This is a genomic window from Streptomyces sp. SudanB5_2050, assembly GCF_964272335.1.
Taxonomy (GTDB): Bacteria; Actinomycetota; Actinomycetes; order Streptomycetales; family Streptomycetaceae; genus Streptomyces; species Streptomyces rochei.
Genome location: NZ_OZ186760.1, coordinates 816,276 through 833,788 on the forward strand (window position 1 = coordinate 816,276; position 17,513 = coordinate 833,788).

General features: G+C 74.2%; 14 protein-coding genes. 8 read left to right on the plus strand and 6 right to left on the minus strand.

The window, feature by feature from the left end:
• Positions 1–66: 66 nt before the first annotated feature.
• The 5 genes from ACFZP7_RS03370 (at position 67) to ACFZP7_RS03390 (ending at position 6,163) form a co-directional block, all read left to right on the plus strand.
• Entirely contained in the window at positions 67–927 is an 861-nt protein-coding gene (locus ACFZP7_RS03370) for an ABC transporter ATP-binding protein (protein WP_037822485.1), read from the plus strand.
• Positions 924–1,907 (plus strand): ABC transporter substrate-binding protein, encoded by a 984-nt coding sequence (locus ACFZP7_RS03375; RefSeq protein ID WP_385633810.1) that lies wholly within the window; start codon positions 924–926, stop codon positions 1,905–1,907. The genes ACFZP7_RS03370 and ACFZP7_RS03375 overlap by 4 nt, the downstream gene beginning before the upstream one ends.
• A gap of 7 nt (positions 1,908–1,914) precedes the next feature.
• Positions 1,915–3,984 (plus strand): iron ABC transporter permease, encoded by a 2,070-nt coding sequence (locus tag ACFZP7_RS03380; RefSeq protein WP_385633811.1) that lies wholly within the window; start codon positions 1,915–1,917, stop codon positions 3,982–3,984.
• Positions 3,985–4,044: 60 nt separating this feature from the next.
• The gene (locus ACFZP7_RS03385; RefSeq protein ID WP_385633812.1) at positions 4,045–4,638 is read left to right on the plus strand and encodes an exonuclease domain-containing protein; all 594 of its coding nucleotides are present in this window, start codon (positions 4,045–4,047) and stop codon (positions 4,636–4,638) included.
• A 193-nt stretch (positions 4,639–4,831) separates the two neighbouring features.
• Positions 4,832–6,163 carry a lipase family protein gene (locus ACFZP7_RS03390; RefSeq protein ID WP_193449600.1) on the plus strand — a complete coding sequence of 444 codons (1,332 nt, stop codon included), beginning with the start codon at positions 4,832–4,834 and terminating at the stop codon, positions 6,161–6,163.
• Positions 6,164–6,209: 46 nt separating this feature from the next.
• On the opposite strand, the gene ACFZP7_RS03395 is transcribed toward ACFZP7_RS03390, so the two are convergent.
• Positions 6,210–7,934 carry a hypothetical protein gene (locus ACFZP7_RS03395; RefSeq protein WP_385633813.1) on the minus strand — a complete coding sequence of 575 codons (1,725 nt, stop codon included), beginning with the start codon at positions 7,932–7,934 and terminating at the stop codon, positions 6,210–6,212.
• 450 nt (positions 7,935–8,384) lie between these two features.
• Between ACFZP7_RS03395 and ACFZP7_RS03400 the strand changes: the two genes are divergently transcribed.
• Complete coding sequence (locus tag ACFZP7_RS03400) at positions 8,385–9,872, plus strand: MFS transporter (RefSeq protein ID WP_385638323.1); 1,488 nt, start codon at positions 8,385–8,387, stop codon at positions 9,870–9,872.
• Here the strand turns inward: ACFZP7_RS03400 and ACFZP7_RS03405 are convergent.
• On the minus strand, positions 9,836–10,774 hold the full coding sequence (locus ACFZP7_RS03405; RefSeq protein ID WP_385633814.1) for a DMT family transporter: 939 nt from the start codon (positions 10,772–10,774) through the stop codon (positions 9,836–9,838). The genes ACFZP7_RS03400 and ACFZP7_RS03405 overlap by 37 nt on opposite strands.
• Positions 10,775–10,999: 225 nt before the next feature.
• Between ACFZP7_RS03405 and ACFZP7_RS03410 the strand changes: the two genes are divergently transcribed.
• The gene (locus ACFZP7_RS03410) at positions 11,000–11,746 is read left to right on the plus strand and encodes a hypothetical protein (RefSeq protein ID WP_385633815.1); all 747 of its coding nucleotides are present in this window, start codon (positions 11,000–11,002) and stop codon (positions 11,744–11,746) included.
• 7 nt (positions 11,747–11,753) lie between these two features.
• Here ACFZP7_RS03410 and ACFZP7_RS03415 read toward each other — a convergent pair whose 3' ends face one another.
• Genes ACFZP7_RS03415 through crtI form a run of 4 tightly spaced genes read right to left on the minus strand, consistent with a single transcriptional unit; the run spans position 11,754 to position 15,778 of the window.
• The gene (locus ACFZP7_RS03415; protein ID WP_125536794.1) at positions 11,754–12,242 is read right to left on the minus strand and encodes an MSMEG_6728 family protein; all 489 of its coding nucleotides are present in this window, start codon (positions 12,240–12,242) and stop codon (positions 11,754–11,756) included.
• Positions 12,243–12,258: 16 nt separating this feature from the next.
• Complete coding sequence (locus ACFZP7_RS03420) at positions 12,259–13,266, minus strand: DUF5914 domain-containing protein (protein ID WP_062136108.1); 1,008 nt, start codon at positions 13,264–13,266, stop codon at positions 12,259–12,261.
• Positions 13,263–14,264 (minus strand): phytoene/squalene synthase family protein, encoded by a 1,002-nt coding sequence (locus tag ACFZP7_RS03425; protein WP_019324140.1) that lies wholly within the window; start codon positions 14,262–14,264, stop codon positions 13,263–13,265. Before ACFZP7_RS03425 ends, ACFZP7_RS03420 begins: the two co-directional genes overlap by 4 nt.
• Positions 14,261–15,778 (minus strand): phytoene desaturase family protein, encoded by a 1,518-nt coding sequence (crtI, locus tag ACFZP7_RS03430; protein ID WP_029392872.1) that lies wholly within the window; start codon positions 15,776–15,778, stop codon positions 14,261–14,263. The genes ACFZP7_RS03425 and crtI overlap by 4 nt, the downstream gene beginning before the upstream one ends.
• Before the next feature lie 498 nt (positions 15,779–16,276).
• On the opposite strand from crtI, the gene ACFZP7_RS03435 reads away from it, so the two are divergent.
• A complete protein-coding gene (locus tag ACFZP7_RS03435; RefSeq protein ID WP_385633816.1) occupies positions 16,277–17,512 on the plus strand; it encodes a lycopene cyclase family protein in 1,236 nt (411 codons plus the stop codon).
• Position 17,513: the final 1 nt, after the last annotated feature.

Below are 17,513 nucleotides of genomic sequence, written 5' to 3' on the forward strand. Positions count from 1 at the left end.
GGATCGGCCCCGCCGTGTGACCCCCGCCTCTACCAGCGCTTTTTAGGTTAGGCTAACCTTCGCCATGTGAGATCTGGTGAAGACGCAGCCGGCAGCCCACGCCTGCGCGGACACGAACTGTCGGCCACGGACGTGACCGTGGCCTACGACGGCGTCGATGTCGTGCACGGCGCGGCCGTCAGGCTCAGACCCGGTGAAGTGACCGTCCTGGTGGGTCCCAACGGCAGCGGCAAGTCGACGTTGCTGCGGACCGTCGCCCGGCTGCAGCGGGCCCGCAGTGCCACGCTCAGGATCGACGACGGCATCGACGGCATGGCCCTGACCTCCCGTGAGTTCTCGCGCCACGTGGCGCTGCTGACGCAGGGGCGGCCGACGCCGGGCGGGCTGACCGTGCGGGACGTCGTGGAGTTCGGCCGCTATCCGTACCGGGGACGCTGGGGGCGCCCCGATCCGGACGGCCCGGCCGCCGTGGACCGGGCGCTCGCCCTCACCGGGGTCGACGCACTCGCCGACCGCGGCGCCGACCACCTGTCCGGCGGGCAGTTGCAGCGGGTCTGGCTGGCGAGCTGCCTCGCCCAGGAGACCGGCGTACTGCTCCTGGACGAACCGACCACCTATCTCGACCTGCGCTACCAGGTGGAACTCCTGGACCTGATCCGCGACCTGGCGGACGACCACGGCATCGCCGTGGGCGTCGTGCTGCACGACCTCGACCAGGCGGCGGCCGTCGCCGACCGGATCACACTCCTCGAATCGGGCCGGATCGTCGCCGACGGCCCGCCCGAGGACGTACTGACGCCGGAGCGGCTGAGCGCCGTCTACGGCATCCGCATCGACGTCGACACCGACCCCCTCACCGGCCGGCTGCGCACCCGCCCGATCGGCCGCCACCACATACGAACCGAAAGGCTCGGCACCACCTCATGAGACGCCTCCTGCTCACCGCGGCCGCCACCACCGCCGCGGCGCTCACCCTTGCCGCCTGCGGCACCACCGAACCCGCCGCCGACAAGTCCGAGAAGAAGGCCTCCGAGGCCATCACGCTCAAGGACGGCAAGGGCGTCGAGGTGAAGCTCGACGGCCCCGCGACCAAGGTCGTCGCCACCGAGTGGAACGTGGTGGAGAGCCTGCTCGCCCTCGGTGTCCAGCCGGCGGGTGTCGCGGACGTCAAGGGCTACAAGACGTGGAACAAGGCGTTCCCGCTGACGGGCGACCCCAAGGACATCGGCACCCGCGGCGAGCCGAGCATGGACACCGTCGCCTCCCTCGCCCCCGACCTCATCGTGGCCACCACGGACCTGCCACCGGCCGCCGTGAAGCAGATGCGCGAGGTCGCCCCCGTGCTGGAGGTGAAGTCCGCCGACGGCACCGACCAGATCGGGCAGATGCTGGACAACGTCGACCTCATCGCCAAGGCCACCGGCACCACGGACAAGGCCGAGACCGTCCGCGAGGAGTTCGAGGCGAAGGTCGCCGAGGGCAAGAAGGCCCTGGCCGACGCCGGGATGGCCGGCAAGGACATCGCCTTCGCCGACGGTTACGTGACCTCCAACCAGGTCTCGATCCGCCCCTACACCGCCACCTCGCTCCTCGGTGAGGTCAACGAGGCGATCGGCCTGAAGAACGCCTGGAAGGTGAAGGGCGACGAGGCCTACGGCCTGGGCGCCACCGACGTCGAGGGCCTGACCGCCCTGCCGAAGGACGTCCAGTTCGCCTACATCGCCAACGACGAGGACAAGAACAGCACCCCGTTCACGGGCGCGCTCACCAAGAACTCCGTCTGGAAGTCCCTGCCGTTCGTCGAGGCCGGCGACGTGCACCGGCTGGACGACGGTATCTGGATGTTCGGTGGCCCCGGCTCGATGGAGGCGTACATCGACTCCGTCGTCGGCGCGCTGACGAAGTAGCGAGGCCATGGCCGTCACCGCAACCGAATCCGCTGCCCGTCCCTCGACGGCTCCCACGCCCCGGTCGGGTGCGGCCGCGGTGACGGCCGGACTCGTCCTGCTGGTCGCCGTCCTCGCCGTCGTCGACATCACCCAGGGCACCGCCGCCGTCGGACCCTCCGAGGTGTGGCGGGCCCTGACCGGGCAGGCCGACCCCGACGACGCCTCCGTCGTCATCGCCTCCCGGCTCCCCCGGATGACCGCCGGCCTGCTGGTCGGCGCCGTCCTCGGCACGGCGGGCGCCGTGCTCCAGGCGGTCAGCCGCAACGTGCTGGCCTCGCCGGACACTCTGGCCGTCAACGCGGGCTCCTACCTGGCGCTCGGGCTGGCCGGCGCCACCGGTCTCTCCCTGCCGATGATCGCCTCCTCCGGCGTCGCCTTCCTCGGCGGCCTGGCCGCCGCGGCCGTCGTGCTCGGACTGTCCGGGCTCGGCACCGGCACGGTCCGGCTCGTGCTCGCGGGCACGGCGCTGATGCTGGGCCTGAACTCCATGACGGAGGGCCTGCTGCTGCTCTTCCCCGAGCAGACCGAGGGCCTCTACCAGTGGAACCAGGGCAGCATCGGCCAGAACGGCTTCGACGGCGTCCTGCAGATGCTGCCCGTCGCCCTGATCGGGCTGGCCGGCCTGCTGCTGACGGCCCGACGGGTGGACGCGCTCGCCCTCGGCGACGACGCGGCCCGCGGGCTGGGCGTCCCGGTCCGGGCCACCCGGGTCACGGTCGTCGTGCTGGCCGCCCTGCTGTCCGCCGCGGCGGTCACGCTCGCCGGGCCGATCGGGTTCGTCGGCCTGTGCGCCCCCGCCTTGGTCCGGCCGCTGGCCCGCCGGTTCCGCGGTTACGCGCGCTCCCGTGCCGCGCTGCCCGCCGCCGCGCTGACCGGCGCGGCCCTGGTCCTCGGCTCGGACGTGCTGCTGCGGTCGCTGGTCGCGGACGACCTCTCGGTGGCCGTGCCCACCGGTGTCGTCACCAGCCTGGTCGGTGCCGTGTTCCTGGTCGTGATGGCGATCCGGATGCGGGACACCGCCTCGGCCGGCGCGCCCGACCGGCTGCGGACCCCGAGCCGTACGGTCTTCCTGGTCACCCTCGCCGTGCTCGGCGCCGTTCTGGTCGGCCTGGTGATCGCCGCCGTCCTGGTCGGAGACAGCAAGCTGCTGCTCGGCGACGTCGTCAACTGGGCGCAGGGGCGGGCCGGGCGGGCCGTCACCTTCGTGCTGGACACGCGGGTGCCCCGGGTGCTCGCCGCGCTCGGAGCGGGCGCGGCGCTCGCCCTGGCCGGCACCCTGGTGCAGGCCGTCACCCGCAATCCGCTGGCGGAACCGAGTGTCCTGGGCGTCACCGGCGGCGGTGCGCTGGGCGCGGTGATCCTGGTGACCACCGCACCGGTCGCCGGTACGTGGGGCATCGCGGGCGCGGCCTTCGCGGGCTCCGCGATCACCGCGGTCGTCGTCTTCGGACTCGCCGCCCGGGGCGGCTTCCGGCAGAACCGGCTGGTCCTCGTCGGCATCGGCGTGGCCTCCGGGACGGCGGCGCTGATCAGCCTGCTGATCGTGCTCACCGACCCGTTCAACGCCACCAAGGCCCTGACCTGGCTGTCGGGTTCGACGTACGGGCGGACCATGCCGGACGTCGTGCCGGTCGCCCTGGCGCTGGCCGTCGGCATCGGCGTGGCCTTCGCCCGGCGCACCGAGCTGGACCTGGTCTCGCTCGACGAGGACACCCCGCGGCTGCTCGGACTGCGGCTGGCCCCGGGACGTCTGGGGTTCCTGGTGCTGAGCGTCGTGCTCAGCTCGACGGCCGTGGCCTGCGCGGGCACCATCGGGTTCGTCGGACTGGTGGCGCCGCACGCGGCCCGCGCCCTCGTGGGCCGGCGGCATGTGCGGGTGATCCCCGTCGCGATCCTCCTGGGGGCGCTGCTGGTGTGCGCGGCCGACCTGATCGGCCGCACGGTGATCGCGCCGTCCCAGCTCGGCGCGGGGCTGATGACGGCGGTCATCGGCACGCCGTACTTCCTGTACCTGCTGGTGCGCAGCCGCCGGTAGCGGCGCGGGCCGGGCGGAAATCCGGATGACGGTGCCCGTGCGCCCCCGTACGGTGCCGGGATGGACCGGTACGGCACGGGCGGGGGCCACGGGCGTCTGCTGAACGTCATCGACGTCGAGGCCACCTGCTGGGCGGGGCAGCCGCCGCCCGGTGCGGTGAGCGAGGTCGTCGAGATCGGGCTCGCCGTGGTCGACCTCGTGGCCCGGGAGCGGGTGGAGCGGCACCGCGTCATGGTGCGGCCCGCCCGCTCCCGGGTCAGCGCGTTCTGCACGGAACTGACCGGGATCACCCAGGCCGAGGCCGACGCGGGCATGAGCTTCGCCGACGCCTGCGACACGCTGGTACGCCTGCACGGCGCGGCCGTCCGGCCCTGGGCGAGCTGGGGCGACTACGACCGGCACCAGTTCGTCCGCCAGTGCGCGGCGGACGGGGTGCCCTACCCGTTCGGCCGGCCGGCCGAACGCACCCACACCAACGCCAAAGCGGTCTTCACCGGCGCCCACGGACTGCGCAAGCGGCCCGGCATGGCGCAGGCCCTCGACCTCGCCGGGCTGCCGCTGGAGGGGCGGCACCACCGAGGCGTGGACGACGCCTGGAACATCGCGAAGTTGGTGCTGGGGCTCGTTGAGCGGGGGGCCTGGCCCGTGCCCTGACGGCGGCGCCGCCTCCTCGAAGCGACCGCTGTTAGACAGTACGTCAAGTTACTGAACCGTAATGAGCATGGCGCTACCCCCGGTAACCCCTGTCCGGTTACCGTCCCGTGACCCCCCAGGAGCAGCGCGGCCACGGCCCTGACCCCACGGGACCGCGGACGACCGGTTCCGGCCCTTCCCCAGGAGGTTCGCCATGCCCCCACGTCCACGCACCCTCGCCGCGGCGGTCACCGTCGCACTCTGCCTCGGCGCCCAGGCCGTCCCCGCCGTGGCGGCCGACGCGCCGGCCACCGCCACGGAGGTCTCCCGCGGCATCGAGATCCCCGCCTTCTACACCCCGCCGGCCACCCTGCCCGAGGCCGACGGCGCGCTGGTCCGCAGCGAGCCGCTGCCCCTGGCGCTGAGCCTGCCCAGCCTCGGCGGTCCCCTCCCGGGAGAGGCGACCCGCCTGATGTACAAGTCCACCGACGCGGGCGGCGAACCGGTCGCCGTGACCGGCGCCTACATCGAGCCGTCCGCCGAGTGGCGCGGCGCCGGACCGCGGCCCCTGGTCGCCGTCGCGCCCGGCACCATGGGCCAGGGCGACCAGTGCGCCGCCTCGATGGCCCTGGAGCACCCGCTGCGGTTCAACGGCGAGACGGTCTCGGTGGGTTACGAGGACCTGTCCATCTACCGGCTGCTGCTGCGCGGCGTCGCCGTCGTCGTCACCGACTACGTCGGCCTCGGCACCACCGACCGGCTGCACACCTACGTCAACCGCGTCGACGGGGCCCACGCCGTCCTGGACGCCGTACGCGCCGCGCGCTCCCTCGACTCGGCGTCGGTCACCTCCGACTCCCGGGTCGGGCTCTTCGGGTACAGCCAGGGCGGCGGGGCGACGGCCGCCGCGGCCGAACTCCAGCCGACCTACGCCCCGGACGTGACCCTGGCGGGCACGTACGCCGGCGCACCGCCCGCCGACCTGGTCGAGGTCACCGAGGCGATAGACGGCGGCGACCTGGCGGGCGCGCTCGGCTGGTCGCTCAACGGCTTCCTGCAGAGCGAGCCCGACCTGCGGCCGATCGCCGACCGGTACATCAACCGGGCGGGCGAGGCGGCGCTCGAGGACCTGTCGACGATGTGCGTCGGCGACGCGCTCTTCGCGTACGGCGGCGACAGCAGCACCGCCTGGACGACGGGCGGGCAGTCGATCAGCGACGTCATCCGGGCCGAACCGACCCTGCAGGCGTTCCTCGCCGAGCAGCGCATCGGCGGGCTGAAGCCCGCGAGTCCGGTCCGCGTGGCCACCGGTACCGCCGACGACCTGGTGCCCCACGACCAGTCCCGGCAGCTCGCCGTCGACTGGTGCCGCAAGGGCGCGAAGGTCACCTACGACCCGGTGGTGCTGCCGGGCGTGGGCAGCGGCCTGCTCAACCACTTCGCCCCGCTCCTGGCCGACCAGGGCAAGGCCATCTCCTGGCTCACCGACCGGCTCTCCGGCGAACCGGCCCGCTCCAATTGCTGGAGCATGCCCGTGCAGCCCTGAACCGGCGCGGCCGGGGTGCGGCGGGAGCGTTCCGCCGTGCCCCGGCTCAGGTGGTGATCGGCTCGGTCTCGCTGCAGTTGGTGAACGGCTTCCAGGGACGGCTGCCGTCATCGTCGGGCGCGCCCGCGTAGGCCGGGTTGCCGGTGATGGTCTGGGTGCGCTCCTCATGGGTGACGTCGATGCCGAACAGCTTGAAGCCCGCGTTGAGGGAACCGGCCGAGACGCCGAAACCGATGCCGAGCGAGGCGTTCCACCAGTCGGTGTTCACGTCGTAGTCCAGGCTGCTGATCTGGGCCTTGCCGTGCAGCAGGCGGTCGATGGGGCCGGCGTCCGAGGGCAGCGGGCCGACGAGGGAGGACGGTGAGGGGACGCCCTGGCCGGCCGGGTTGTCGCCGCGCCCGCGGATCCAGTCCTCCACCGTCTCGCGGTCGGTGTCGTCGGTGAGGGTGATCTCCGCGATCTCGGTGTGCAGGCGGGTCTCGGTGCTGCCGCCACCGCCGCCGACGTCGATGGTGACGGGTCCGGTGTTGACTCCGGCACCGACGCTGACGCCGGGGCCGCCGCCGCTCTCCTCGCTCGTGGTGATCTTCAGCTTCTCGGGACGGTGCGGCAGCCCCTCCTCGGTCTCCCGGTCGTACGCCTCGGCGTCGTAGGTGACGGCGATCTGCTGCATGCGCGTGGCGCCGGTCTGGTCGCCGGCCCCGGACCTGCCGCTCATCTCGAAGGTGTAGACGAAGGTGATCTTGCCGGCGTCCGGTCCCGTCTTCGCCCGCATCACCACGACGTCCTTGCTCATGGTGCCGGACAGTCCCTGGAGGGAGCCGTTGCCCATGTCCTTGGTGTCGGACGCCGAGCCGATCACCGTCTCCTGCGCCTTCTCGATCTTCTCCGCCAGTTCCTTCGGGGACGCCTTCGGGTTGTTCCTGCGGATCTCGGCGGCGATGTCGTCCTTCAGGGACTTCACCGCCTTGTCGTCCTTGGCGTACTTGCCGCCGAAGCTCACCTCGCCGGAGATCTCCGTGGTGGTCTTCGTGATGTCGACGTCCGGGGCCTTCTCCGGGTCGACGTCCGGCTTCTTCTCGTCCGCGGCGTGGCTGCAGATCATGCCCAGCTCCGCGGAACGGGCTCCCGGCGGACGGCTGCGGCACTTGTGCGCGGCCTTCAGGTACTCGGCGAACTGCTTGGCGTCGGCGAGGTTCGCCTCCAGGTCCGCCTGCGGATCGTCGGAGTCGTGCGCGTCGAACAGCCACCGGCCGCCGCTGCCGCTGCTCCTGACGTAGCTTCCGCCCAGCGAGGCACCGCCGCCCCAGTTCTTCAGGCCCGGGATGTCCGCGCCGATGCTCGCGGTCACGCCGCCGCCCGTGCTGGTGACCCGCTCCAGCATCACGGACCCGTCGGACCACTGCATCACCTTGACCTGCTCGGTGCTGGAGATCTTGATGAACAGGATCTGCACCACGACGGTGTCCTTGGTCTCCTCCGAGGAGAGCAGGCACTTGGCGGGCTGGAAGGGGTCACCGCCGGGCGGCAGCGGGTCGTCGGGGCCGGGGGCGCCCTCGGTGTCGTGCCCGCCGCACCCGTCCGTGCCGACGACCCGCTGCACCTGGCACATGATCCGGTCGTCGATCTCCGTGCCGAGGGCGGTGCCCGCGATGGCCAGGACGACGGCGCCGGCCACCGCGACCATGCCCAGGTACTCCACGGCCCCCTGGCCGCCGTCCCGTCCGGCGCGACCGCCCGCGCGCTCCCGTCCCGCCCCGCCGACCCGCACGCCGTGCCCTCCCGCTCGTCGTCTCCCCGTCCGGTGCCGTGACGGTAGGCGGCGACCGGGGCCCACCGGCAGGGCCCGGGAGCCCATTCCGGCGCCGGGCGGGGCCCAGGACCGGGCGTCCGTCGCCGTGCCCGTACGGGCGGCCGGCCCGTGCCGAGCACCGTCGTGCGGGCGTCCGCCGCCACCCTCCGCTCCCCCGGCCCGCCGTGGCCTGCACCGTCCGGGACGGGAACGGGCACCGGCCGGGCCGCGGCGCGCCCGGAAGCGGGGGCCCACGGCTCCTGCGCCGACGGTGTGACCCGCCGCGCCCGCGGGCAGCCGCTCCGCATGCGCCGGACGATCACCGCGGCGCAGAATTCGCTCAGGCGGAACGTGGCGGAGCAACAGAAAGGCGGCAGCGTGACGAACGCGAGGCCCGACGGCGGGTCCGGTCCTGCGGGCCGGGCGAAGATGCCGAGCACGGTCGCGAACATGCCGCGGCAGGTGCGCGAGGAACTGACCCGGCGCCTGCGCCGCGGCAGGCGGGCGTTCCGCGAGGAGGACGTCCAGGTCGTCGAGGGACCGCTGCTCAAACGGGCGGTCGGGGCGTCGGCGCTCGGCAACTGCATGGAGTGGTTCGACTTCGGCGTCTACAGCTACCTGGCCGCCACCCTCGGCAAGGTCTTCTTCCCGGACGCCTCCCCGACCGCCCAGGTCATCTCGTCCTTCGCGACGTTCGCCGCCGCCTTCGTCGTGCGGCCCCTGGGCGGACTCGTCTTCGGTCCGCTCGGCGACCGCGTCGGCCGTCAGAAGGTGCTCGCCACCACGATGATCCTGATGGCGATCGGCACCTTCTCCATCGGCCTGATCCCCAGCTACGCCTCCATCGGCATCACCGCCCCGGTCCTGCTGCTGCTCGCCCGCATGCTCCAGGGCTTCTCCACGGGCGGTGAGTACGGCGGTGCCACCACCTTCGTCGCGGAGTACTCACCCGATCGGCGGCGCGGCTTCCTCTCCAGTTGGCTCGACTTCGGCACCTTCGTCGGCTACGCGCTCGGCTCGGCGCTGGTGACGGTGCTGAACCTGGCGCTGACCGACGGCCAGATGCTCGACTGGGGCTGGCGTGTGCCCTTCCTGATCGCCGGCCCGCTGGGCCTGATCGGGCTGTACATGCGGCTCAAGCTGGAGGAGTCCCCGGCCTTCCAGCAGCAGCTCGACGAGCACGAGAAGAGCCTCGCGCAGGAGTCCGCGGGCAGCGAGTTCAGGACCATCGTCAAGGACCACTGGCGCCCGCTGCTCGTCTGCATGGGCCTGGTGCTGCTCTACAACGTCACCAACTACATGGTCACCGGCTACCTGCCCACGTACCAGACCGAGACGCTGGGCCGCTCCAGCGGCTTCGCCGACGTGCTGGTGCTGATCGGCATGGTGTGGATCGTGCTGCTGATCACCTTCCTCGGCCGGCTCAGCGACCTCGTCGGCCGCCGCCCCCTCTATGCCTGCGGCGCCGCGGCGATGATCGTCCTCGCCGTGCCGTCCTTCCTGCTGCTCAAGGCGGACGGCACCTGGAAGCCGGTCATCGGGGTGCTGCTCCTGGCCACCCTGCTGGCCTGCTTCGCCGCGCCGAGCGCCGCCACCCTGCCCGCGCTCTTCCCGACGGCCGTGCGCTACGCGGCGATGGGCATCGGCTTCAACTTCGCCGTCGCGGCGTTCGGCGGCACCACGCCGCTGCTCACCGAGGCCCTGGTCAGTGCCACCGGCGACGCGCTGATGCCCGCCTACTACCTGATGGCGGCCGGCGCCATCGGCCTGGTGACCGTGCGGTTCCTGCCGGAGAGCGCCCAGGTGCCGCTCCGCGGCTCGCAGCCCATGGTGGGCTCCCGGCGCGAACAGCGGGAGCTGATCACCACCTCGCAGGAGCTCTACACCTTCTCCAAGGAGCGTTCCGAGGCCCGCTGACGGCCGCCCGGTACCCGTCCCCGGCGTGCGCGCCACGGCAGCGCGCCCGACCCCACGGCGACCCCGGCGCACACCAGCGCGCTGCCCACGGCCTGCGCGGCGCCGTAGGAACCGGTGCCGACGAGCGGCGCGGTGCAGGCGGCGGCCACGGGGATCAGACCGGAGAAGAGGGTGGCGCGCTCGGCGCCGATCCGCTGCATGCCCATGTACCAGCAGACGAAGCCGACGACGGTGACCACCGCCGCCTGCCACAGCAGGGCCCCGGTCTCGACCGCGTCCGGCCGCCGCAGCCACCCGGCACCGTCGATCAGGACGCCGGCCAGCGCCGACTCCACCGCCGCGATCCCGCACACCGCGGTGGACAGCAGACGAGGGCCGAGCGGCCGCAGTACGGGCACCGCGAGGACGGCGAAACCCACCTCGCCGACCAGCGCGCACACGGAGAAGGCGATGCCCGCCGCGTCGGTGCGTCCCCAGCCCTGGACGGTGAAGGCGCCCAGGGCCACGAACAGCGCCCCGAAGAACACGATCCGCTGCGGCCGGCGCCCGTCCAGGAGGGGGACGACCACGGCGACCACGACCGGGGCGCAGCCGACGAAGACGCCGGGGACCGCCGGTTCCGCGGTGCGTTCGGCGGCGAGCACGGCGAGATTGAAGCCGACCATGCCGACGGCCGCGAGCAGCGCGAGCCGCGCCCACCGGCCGGCCCCGAGCGTGCGCAGCCGGGCCCACGCGCCGGGGCCCGCGAACGGGACGAGCAGCAGGAAGGCCAGCGCGTAGCGCAGGAACTGGCCGCCCGCGTACGGGTAGTCGCCGAGCAGGCTGTTGGCGGTGAAGGAGCCTCCGACGAGGAGACAGGCGAGCGCGGCGAGCAGGGACCCGCGCGTGGTGGTGGCGTTCATGGCCACGACCGTAGAAAGCGCGGCGGCCCGTCATGGAGTCCACCGGACGAGCCTCATCGGGGACCAATCGGCCCGGCAGGCCCTCACACGGCCGTCACGGATTCTCCACCGCGTGCATGTCACAGGAATCGGGGTAGTCGGAAGCTCCCGATGCCAACACATCGGGACAGCAAGGGATTTGACAGTCATGAGACGGTCATGAACCGACATGGGAGGAAACACCCCGTGCGCACCATCAAGATGGCAACCGCTGTGGCGACCGCGAGCGTCTCCGTCGCCTTACTGGCCGGCTGCGGCGATTCCGGTGGCGGCAGCGAGCCGTTCGAGGGGCAGAGCGCCGACGACATCGCGGCGAAGGCGGTCGAGGCGACCAAGCAGGCCGACTCCCTGCACATGAAGGGCGACGTGCGCCCGGAGAACGGCGGCACCGTCACCCTCGACGTCTCGGTCGACCAGGAGAAGAACTGCGAGGGCACCATCGGCACCGGCGGGGCCCGGGCGGATGTGCGCCACGCCGACGCGACGCTCTACCTGCGCGGCGACGAGCAGTACTGGCGCGACGCGCTGCGCCAGCAGCCCGACGCGGCCCAGGGCATGGCGCAGAAGCTCGACGGCAAGTGGGTCAAGATGCCGGCGGGCGACGCCGCGACCGCCGGGATCTGCGACAAGCAGGGCTTCATCGCGGCCATGGACGAGGACGAGTCCGAACGCCAGGGCATGAAGCGCGACGGCACGACCGAGGTCGACGGCGAGGAGGCCCTGAAGCTGACCAAGAAGACCTCCGCCGGCGAGACCCTCGCCCTGTACGTCGCCACGGAGGGCGAGCCGTACATCCTGAAGAGCACCACCGAGGGCGGCAAGAACCCCGGCAGCGTCACCTTCAGCGACTACAACGAGCCGGTGCGGGCCGAGCAGCCGCCGGCCGGCGAGACCGTCGACCTCAAGGAACTCGCCGGCGAGCAGCAGACCTGACGCCCCCTCAACCGCCCTCGACCGTCTCCCCGCCCTCCCGGTCCGAGGCCGGCCACACATAGGGCAGGTCGTCGGGGACGCCGGGAAACAGCCCGGCGTACGTCTCCGGGTCCTTGCGCACCAGCGCCGACCGGTGGCTGCGGTGGAATGCCTCGTCACCGAGCCAGGGCGGCAACTCGCCGGCCTCTGCCAGCTCCTCCTGGTCCCGCACCGGTTCACCCGGGCGGCACGCGGCGAGTCCGGCGACGAGGGAGGCGGCGACGCCGTCCTGGTGACCCTGCTCCCGCCACACCCGGCAGATCTCCAGTCCGTACCGGACGAGGGCCTCCTCGTACCCCGTCCACATGCGCACGGCCGGGTGCCGGCGCCAGCCGTAACCCGGCACGGTCAGGCCGCGCAGCACCTGGAGCGCCTCGACCCGCTGCTTGCCGAGCCTGCGGCGGTCCAGGGCGAGCGCGGACTCCCGGAAGCCGGGGTGGGGGAGGAAGGTCTGCATGCCGCTCCTGCTCCGTTCAGCCGGGGAACTGGCCGCGCTCGCGCAGGTGCCTGCGGCGTTCGGCGTAGGCGAGGTCGTCGCGCCACAGGCGGCCCGCCGCGGCGCGCATCAGCGGGCGCAGGGCGGGTGCGAGGCGGCGGGCGACGGGGAATCCCGGCCGGTCCGAGGTGGCCAGCACCGCCTCGGTGACCGCGGTGCGCGGCCTGCCCCGCTCGTCCGCGCCCAGGGGCGTGGCGTGGCTCTCCACGACCGACCCGGTGCCCTCGCCGTCGGTGATGCGCATGACGACGGTGCGGGGCTCGGGCGCGGTGAACTCGGCGCGCACGGGCACGACGAGCCGTCCGGTCAGCCGGAAGGAGACGTCCACCACGAACCGGTCGTCCTCGCCGGCGGGCGCGCCGACGACGGTGAGGTCCACGAAGGAGTACGGGTGGAACCAGGCGCCGTGCCAGGGGTCGAGCCGGTTGGCGATCACGTCCTCGGGGTCGCAGACGCCGACCCCGCGCCACACGGACGTCAGGGACGCAGCCCGGTCCGGCCTGGCGGGGACGACGGGAGCGGGTGTCGGCTCCTCCTCCCCCGCGGTGTCCAGCCGTACCCAGACCAGGACGCCGTCGTCGTGCACCGGCAGCGGCTCCCAGCCGGCGAACGGGGAGCCGTCCAGGGCGAGTCCGTGCCAGTGGCAGACGAGGGTGCCGCACCGCACCGGGCTGTCGGCCAGCGGGGCGCCGAGGTGGGGGCAGACGCCGGGGCCGCCCACCAGCCGACCACCGGCGTCCCGCCAGACGACGACCTCGGTGTCGGCGACCGTGCCGGACAGCGGACGGTCGGCCCGTACGGCGGTGCTCGCGCCGAGGACGTACCAGTTGCCCGAGGGGCGGGCCAGGGCGCGTGCGAGGGCGTCGGCGACGATCGCGGGGCGGGCCTCGCGCCAGGTGGGGCGCTGGTGCTGCCAGGGCACGGGGCGGCGGCGCAGCCGCAGGGGGTATCGGCCCCTGCGCGGGCTGGGCGGGTTCGGCCTCATCCGGCCTCCTTCGCGGAACGGGCGTCGGGCCGGGACGGCCCCCGTGGTGTCCGGTGCGCGGCGGTCCCCAGCCGGGCGGCGGCCACCCGGGCGAGTCCGTCGGCGGCGACGGCCGCGCGCCGGCGGCGGGACACCACCGCGCGCCGGTGCAGCACCGCGTACCCGCTCCGGGCGATCGCGTCGAGGATGTTCCGGTAGAGCACGTAGGCGGTGCGGATGCAGGGCCGGGCCACCGGGTCCAGCATCTCCAGTCCCGGCGCGGCCTCGCGGTAGACGCCGCGGGTGAGGTCCTCGGCGGCGCGCAGCGCCGCGGTGATGCGGGCGTCGGGGCGGCCGGTCCGCCTGCTCCACAGCAGCAGGTCCCGGTGGACGCCGTGCGCGGCCAGCAGGTCCGCCGGGAGGTAGATCCGGCCGCGGTCCAGGTCCTCGCCGACGTCGCGCAGGAAGTTGGTCAGTTGGAAGGCGACCCCCAGTGCGGCGGCGTGCGGGGCGGCCAGGGCGCGGGCGGTGACGGTGCCGAGGACGGGCAGCATCTGCAGGCCGATGACGGCGGCCGAGCCGTGCATGTAGGCGCGCAGGTCGGCGTAGGTGGCGTAGTCGGTGACCGTGAGGTCGCTGCGCATGGAGGCCATGAAGTCGGTGAAGTGCGCGGGGTCGATGGCGTACCGGGCGGCGGTGTCGGCCAGGGCCGCGGCCACGGGGTGGGCGGTGGAGGGGACCGGGCCGGTCAGCGCCCGCCGCAGTTCCTCTTCGAGCCGGTCGAGTGCGGCGGCCCGCTCGGCGGTGGTCGCCTCGGCTCCCGTGTCGTCGACGATGTCGTCCGCCCACCGCGCGAACCCGTACAGGGCGTGCACGGCGGGTCGGCGGTCGGCGGGCAGCAGGCGGGTGGCGAGGAAGTAGGTGCGGCCGTGGCGGGCGTTGAGGAGCCGGCAACGGGCGTAGGCGGTGCGCAGGGCGGGGTCGGTGATGCCCGCCGCGTCCAGTTCGCGGCGGGTCATCGGCGCCCGCCCCCCGCCGCCGTGCGGGGCCCGGGTGTCCCGGTGATGCGGGCGGCGGCCAGTTTCCCGGAGAGGAGCACGGTGGGCACGCCGACCCCCGGGGTGGTGCCGCAGCCCGCGAGGACCGCGTTGTCCGTGCCGCGCACCAGGTTGCGGGGCCGGAAGGGTCCCGTCTGGGCGAAGGTGTGGGCGACGGAGAAGGGCGTGCCGGCGGCGTGGCCCTGGGCGGTCCAGTCGGCGGGTGTCACCAGGCACTCCTCCTCGATGGCGGCGGCGAGGCCGGCCATTCCCCGGGCTTCGAGCGTGGTCAGCAGCCGGTCGCGGTAGCGGGGTGCGAGGTCGGTCCAGGCACGGGCGTCGGGGCCGGTGCGGGTGTTGGGGCAGGGCGCCAGGACGTAGTGGAGGTGGCGGCCCTCGGGGGCCAGGGCCGGGTCGCTCGCGGTGGGCCGGGTGATCAGCAGGGACGGGTCGCTCATCAGGGTGCCGGTCCTGGTCAGTTCGTCGAAGGTGCGGCGCCAGGCGGCACCGAAGGAGAGCGTGTGGTGGGCGAGGTGCGGCCAGGTGCGCCTGGTGCCGGCGTGCAGGACGACGGCGGAGGGGGCGTGCCGCAGGGCGACCGGCCGGCGCGGGCGGCGGCCCAGCAGCCGGTGGACGACGGGCAGGTCGGGGGTGAGGACGACGGCGTCGCACGGGATGCGCTCGTCGGCGGTGATCACGGCCGTGATCCGGGTGCCGGACCGCTCCAGCCGGGTGACGTCCCGTCCGAGGCGCAGGTCGGCCCCGGCTCCGGCCGCCGCCGCGGCCATGGCGCGGGGCAGCGCGTGCATGCCGCCGCGCGGGAAGTACACGCCGGCCACGGTGTCCATGTAGGCGATCACGGCGTAGGCGGCCAGGGCGCGGGCCGGTGCGACACCGGCGTACAGGGCCTGGAAGGAGAAGACCCGCTTCAGCCGTTCGTCCGTCAGGAACCGCCCGATGCGCGCGTCCAGCCGCCCGAACCCGCCGAGGGCCGCGAGCCGGGCCAGATCGGGGGTGAGCAGACCGAGCGGCGAGTCGAAGTTGGCGTCGATGAACCGCCGCATCTGCACGGCGTGCAGCCGGGTCAGCCAGGTGCGCAGCCGCCGGTACCCGGCCGCCTCCCGGGCCCCGGCGAAGCGTTCGACCTCCGCCTCCATGGCGGCGGCGTCGGTGTGCACGTCGAGGGTGCCGCCGTCGGCGAAGCACGCCCGGTAGGCGGGGTGCAGGGGCAGCAGTTCGACGTGGTCGGCCAGCCGGTCGCCGACGGCCGCGAACGCCTCGTCGGCCAGGTGGGGCATGGTGAGCACGGTGGGGCCGGTGTCGAGGCGGTAGCCGCCGAGTTCGCGCCGTCCGGCGCGGCCCCCGGGCAGCGGGTCGCGTTCGACGACGGTCACCCGCCGCCCGGAGCCGAGCAGGTGCAGGGCGGCGGAGAGGCCGGCCAGCCCCGCGCCGACGACCACGACGTGATCGGTGCGGCCGGTCACCGTCCGCGTCATCGCGGGCCCCCGCCCGTGGGCAGCCGGTCGCGCGACCGGTCCGGGCGGTCGTCGGGGGTGTGGGGGCGCATCCGGGTCCTCTCGTCGTCGGCCGCGGCGGTGGGCCGCGCCGGGTGCGTGGCGCTGGGGGTGTTTCGGCCGGACGGCGCGCCGCGGATGCACGGTGCGTTCCCGGCCGGGCCCCGGGGGCGGTGACTCGGCGTCATGCCTTCCCCCGTCGGCTCCGGCGCGATGCCGTCCGGGGCCCTGTCGCGCCCGGCAGTCACCCGTCCGGCGGGTGCCCGGCGCCGCGGCGGGTACCCGCGCCGGGCGGTTCAGCGCGCCGCGCATCCGCGGACGGCACGGGGACGGAATACTCCGCCGGAGCCGGGCGGCGACCGCCGCATCCGCGTGGTGCGCCGGCGTCGCGGGTGTGCCCGCCGCGACGCCGGGGCGCGGGCGCGGCGCTCCCCGGGTGCCGGGGGACCGGACCGGTGACGGACGGGAAGGAGGCGGTCGGTGGTGGACGCGGACATCGTCGTCGTGGGCGCGGGTGCCGCGGGGCTGTCCCTGACACACCGGCTTTCGACGCACGCGCCGCACGGCGCGCACCCGTCCGTGGTCCTGATCGATCCGCCGCCCGGGCCGCTGCGCCCGCCGCAGCGGACCTGGTGCTTCTGGGAGACGGGCCCCGGGCGCTACGACGCCGCGGCGACGGCCTCCTGGGAGTGGCTGCGGGTACGCGGCCGGGACGGGGCGGTGGTCCTGCGGCACATCGCGCCGGCCCGCTACAAGATGATCCGTTCGGACGACTTCGAGGCGCTGGTGGACCGGGACCTGAAGGACCGGCCGGGACTGCGGCGTCTGGAGGCCACCGTCGGCACGGTGACCGCGCTGCCGGACGGGACGGCCCGGGTGACGGCCGAGGACGCGGCCGGCCGGCGGGTGGAACTGCGCGCCCGCTGGGTCTTCGACTCCCGCCCGCTCCGGCGTCTGCCGCCCGCCCGCTCCCTGCTCCTCCAGCACTTCCGCGGCTGGTTCGTCCGAACCGAACGGCCGGTCTTCGACCCGGCGGTGGCCGACCTCATGGACTTCCGCACCCGGCAGCCGGAGCACGGCCTGTCCTTCGGGTACGTCCTGCCGACCGGACGGCACACCGCGCTGGTCGAGTACACCGCGTTCGGGGCGGCGCCGCTGCCCTCCGAGGCGTACGAGCGGGAGCTGGAGGACTACACGCGGCGCGTCCTGCGCACCGGTGCCGTCCACGTCCTGTCGACGGAGCAGGGGGTGATCCCGATGACCGACGCGGTGTTCGACCGGCGGGTCCCGGGCCTGGCCTCCGTCTTCCGGGTCGGGGGCGCGGGCGGGGCGACCCGGGCGTCGACCGGCTACACGTTCGCCGCCGTGCAGCGGCAGTCCGACGCGATCGCCCGGGCCGTACGGGCGGGCCGCCGGCCGGTGCCGCCGCGCGCGCACCCGACGCGGGCACGGCTGATGGACGCGGTGCTGCTGCGGGCGCTGGACACCGGCCGGGTGGACGGCCCGGACCTGTTCTTCCGGCTGTTCGAGCGGGTGCCCGCCGGACGGCTGCTGCGCTTCCTCGACGGGCGGTCCCGGTGGTACGAGGACCTCGCGGTCGGGGTGCGCACGCCCGTGCTGCCGATGCTGCGGACGGCGGCCGAACTGCCCCGGCTGCCGCGCCGAACCCGGCCCGACCGCCGGGAGAGCCCACCGAGAGACACCACCGGGGAGTGAC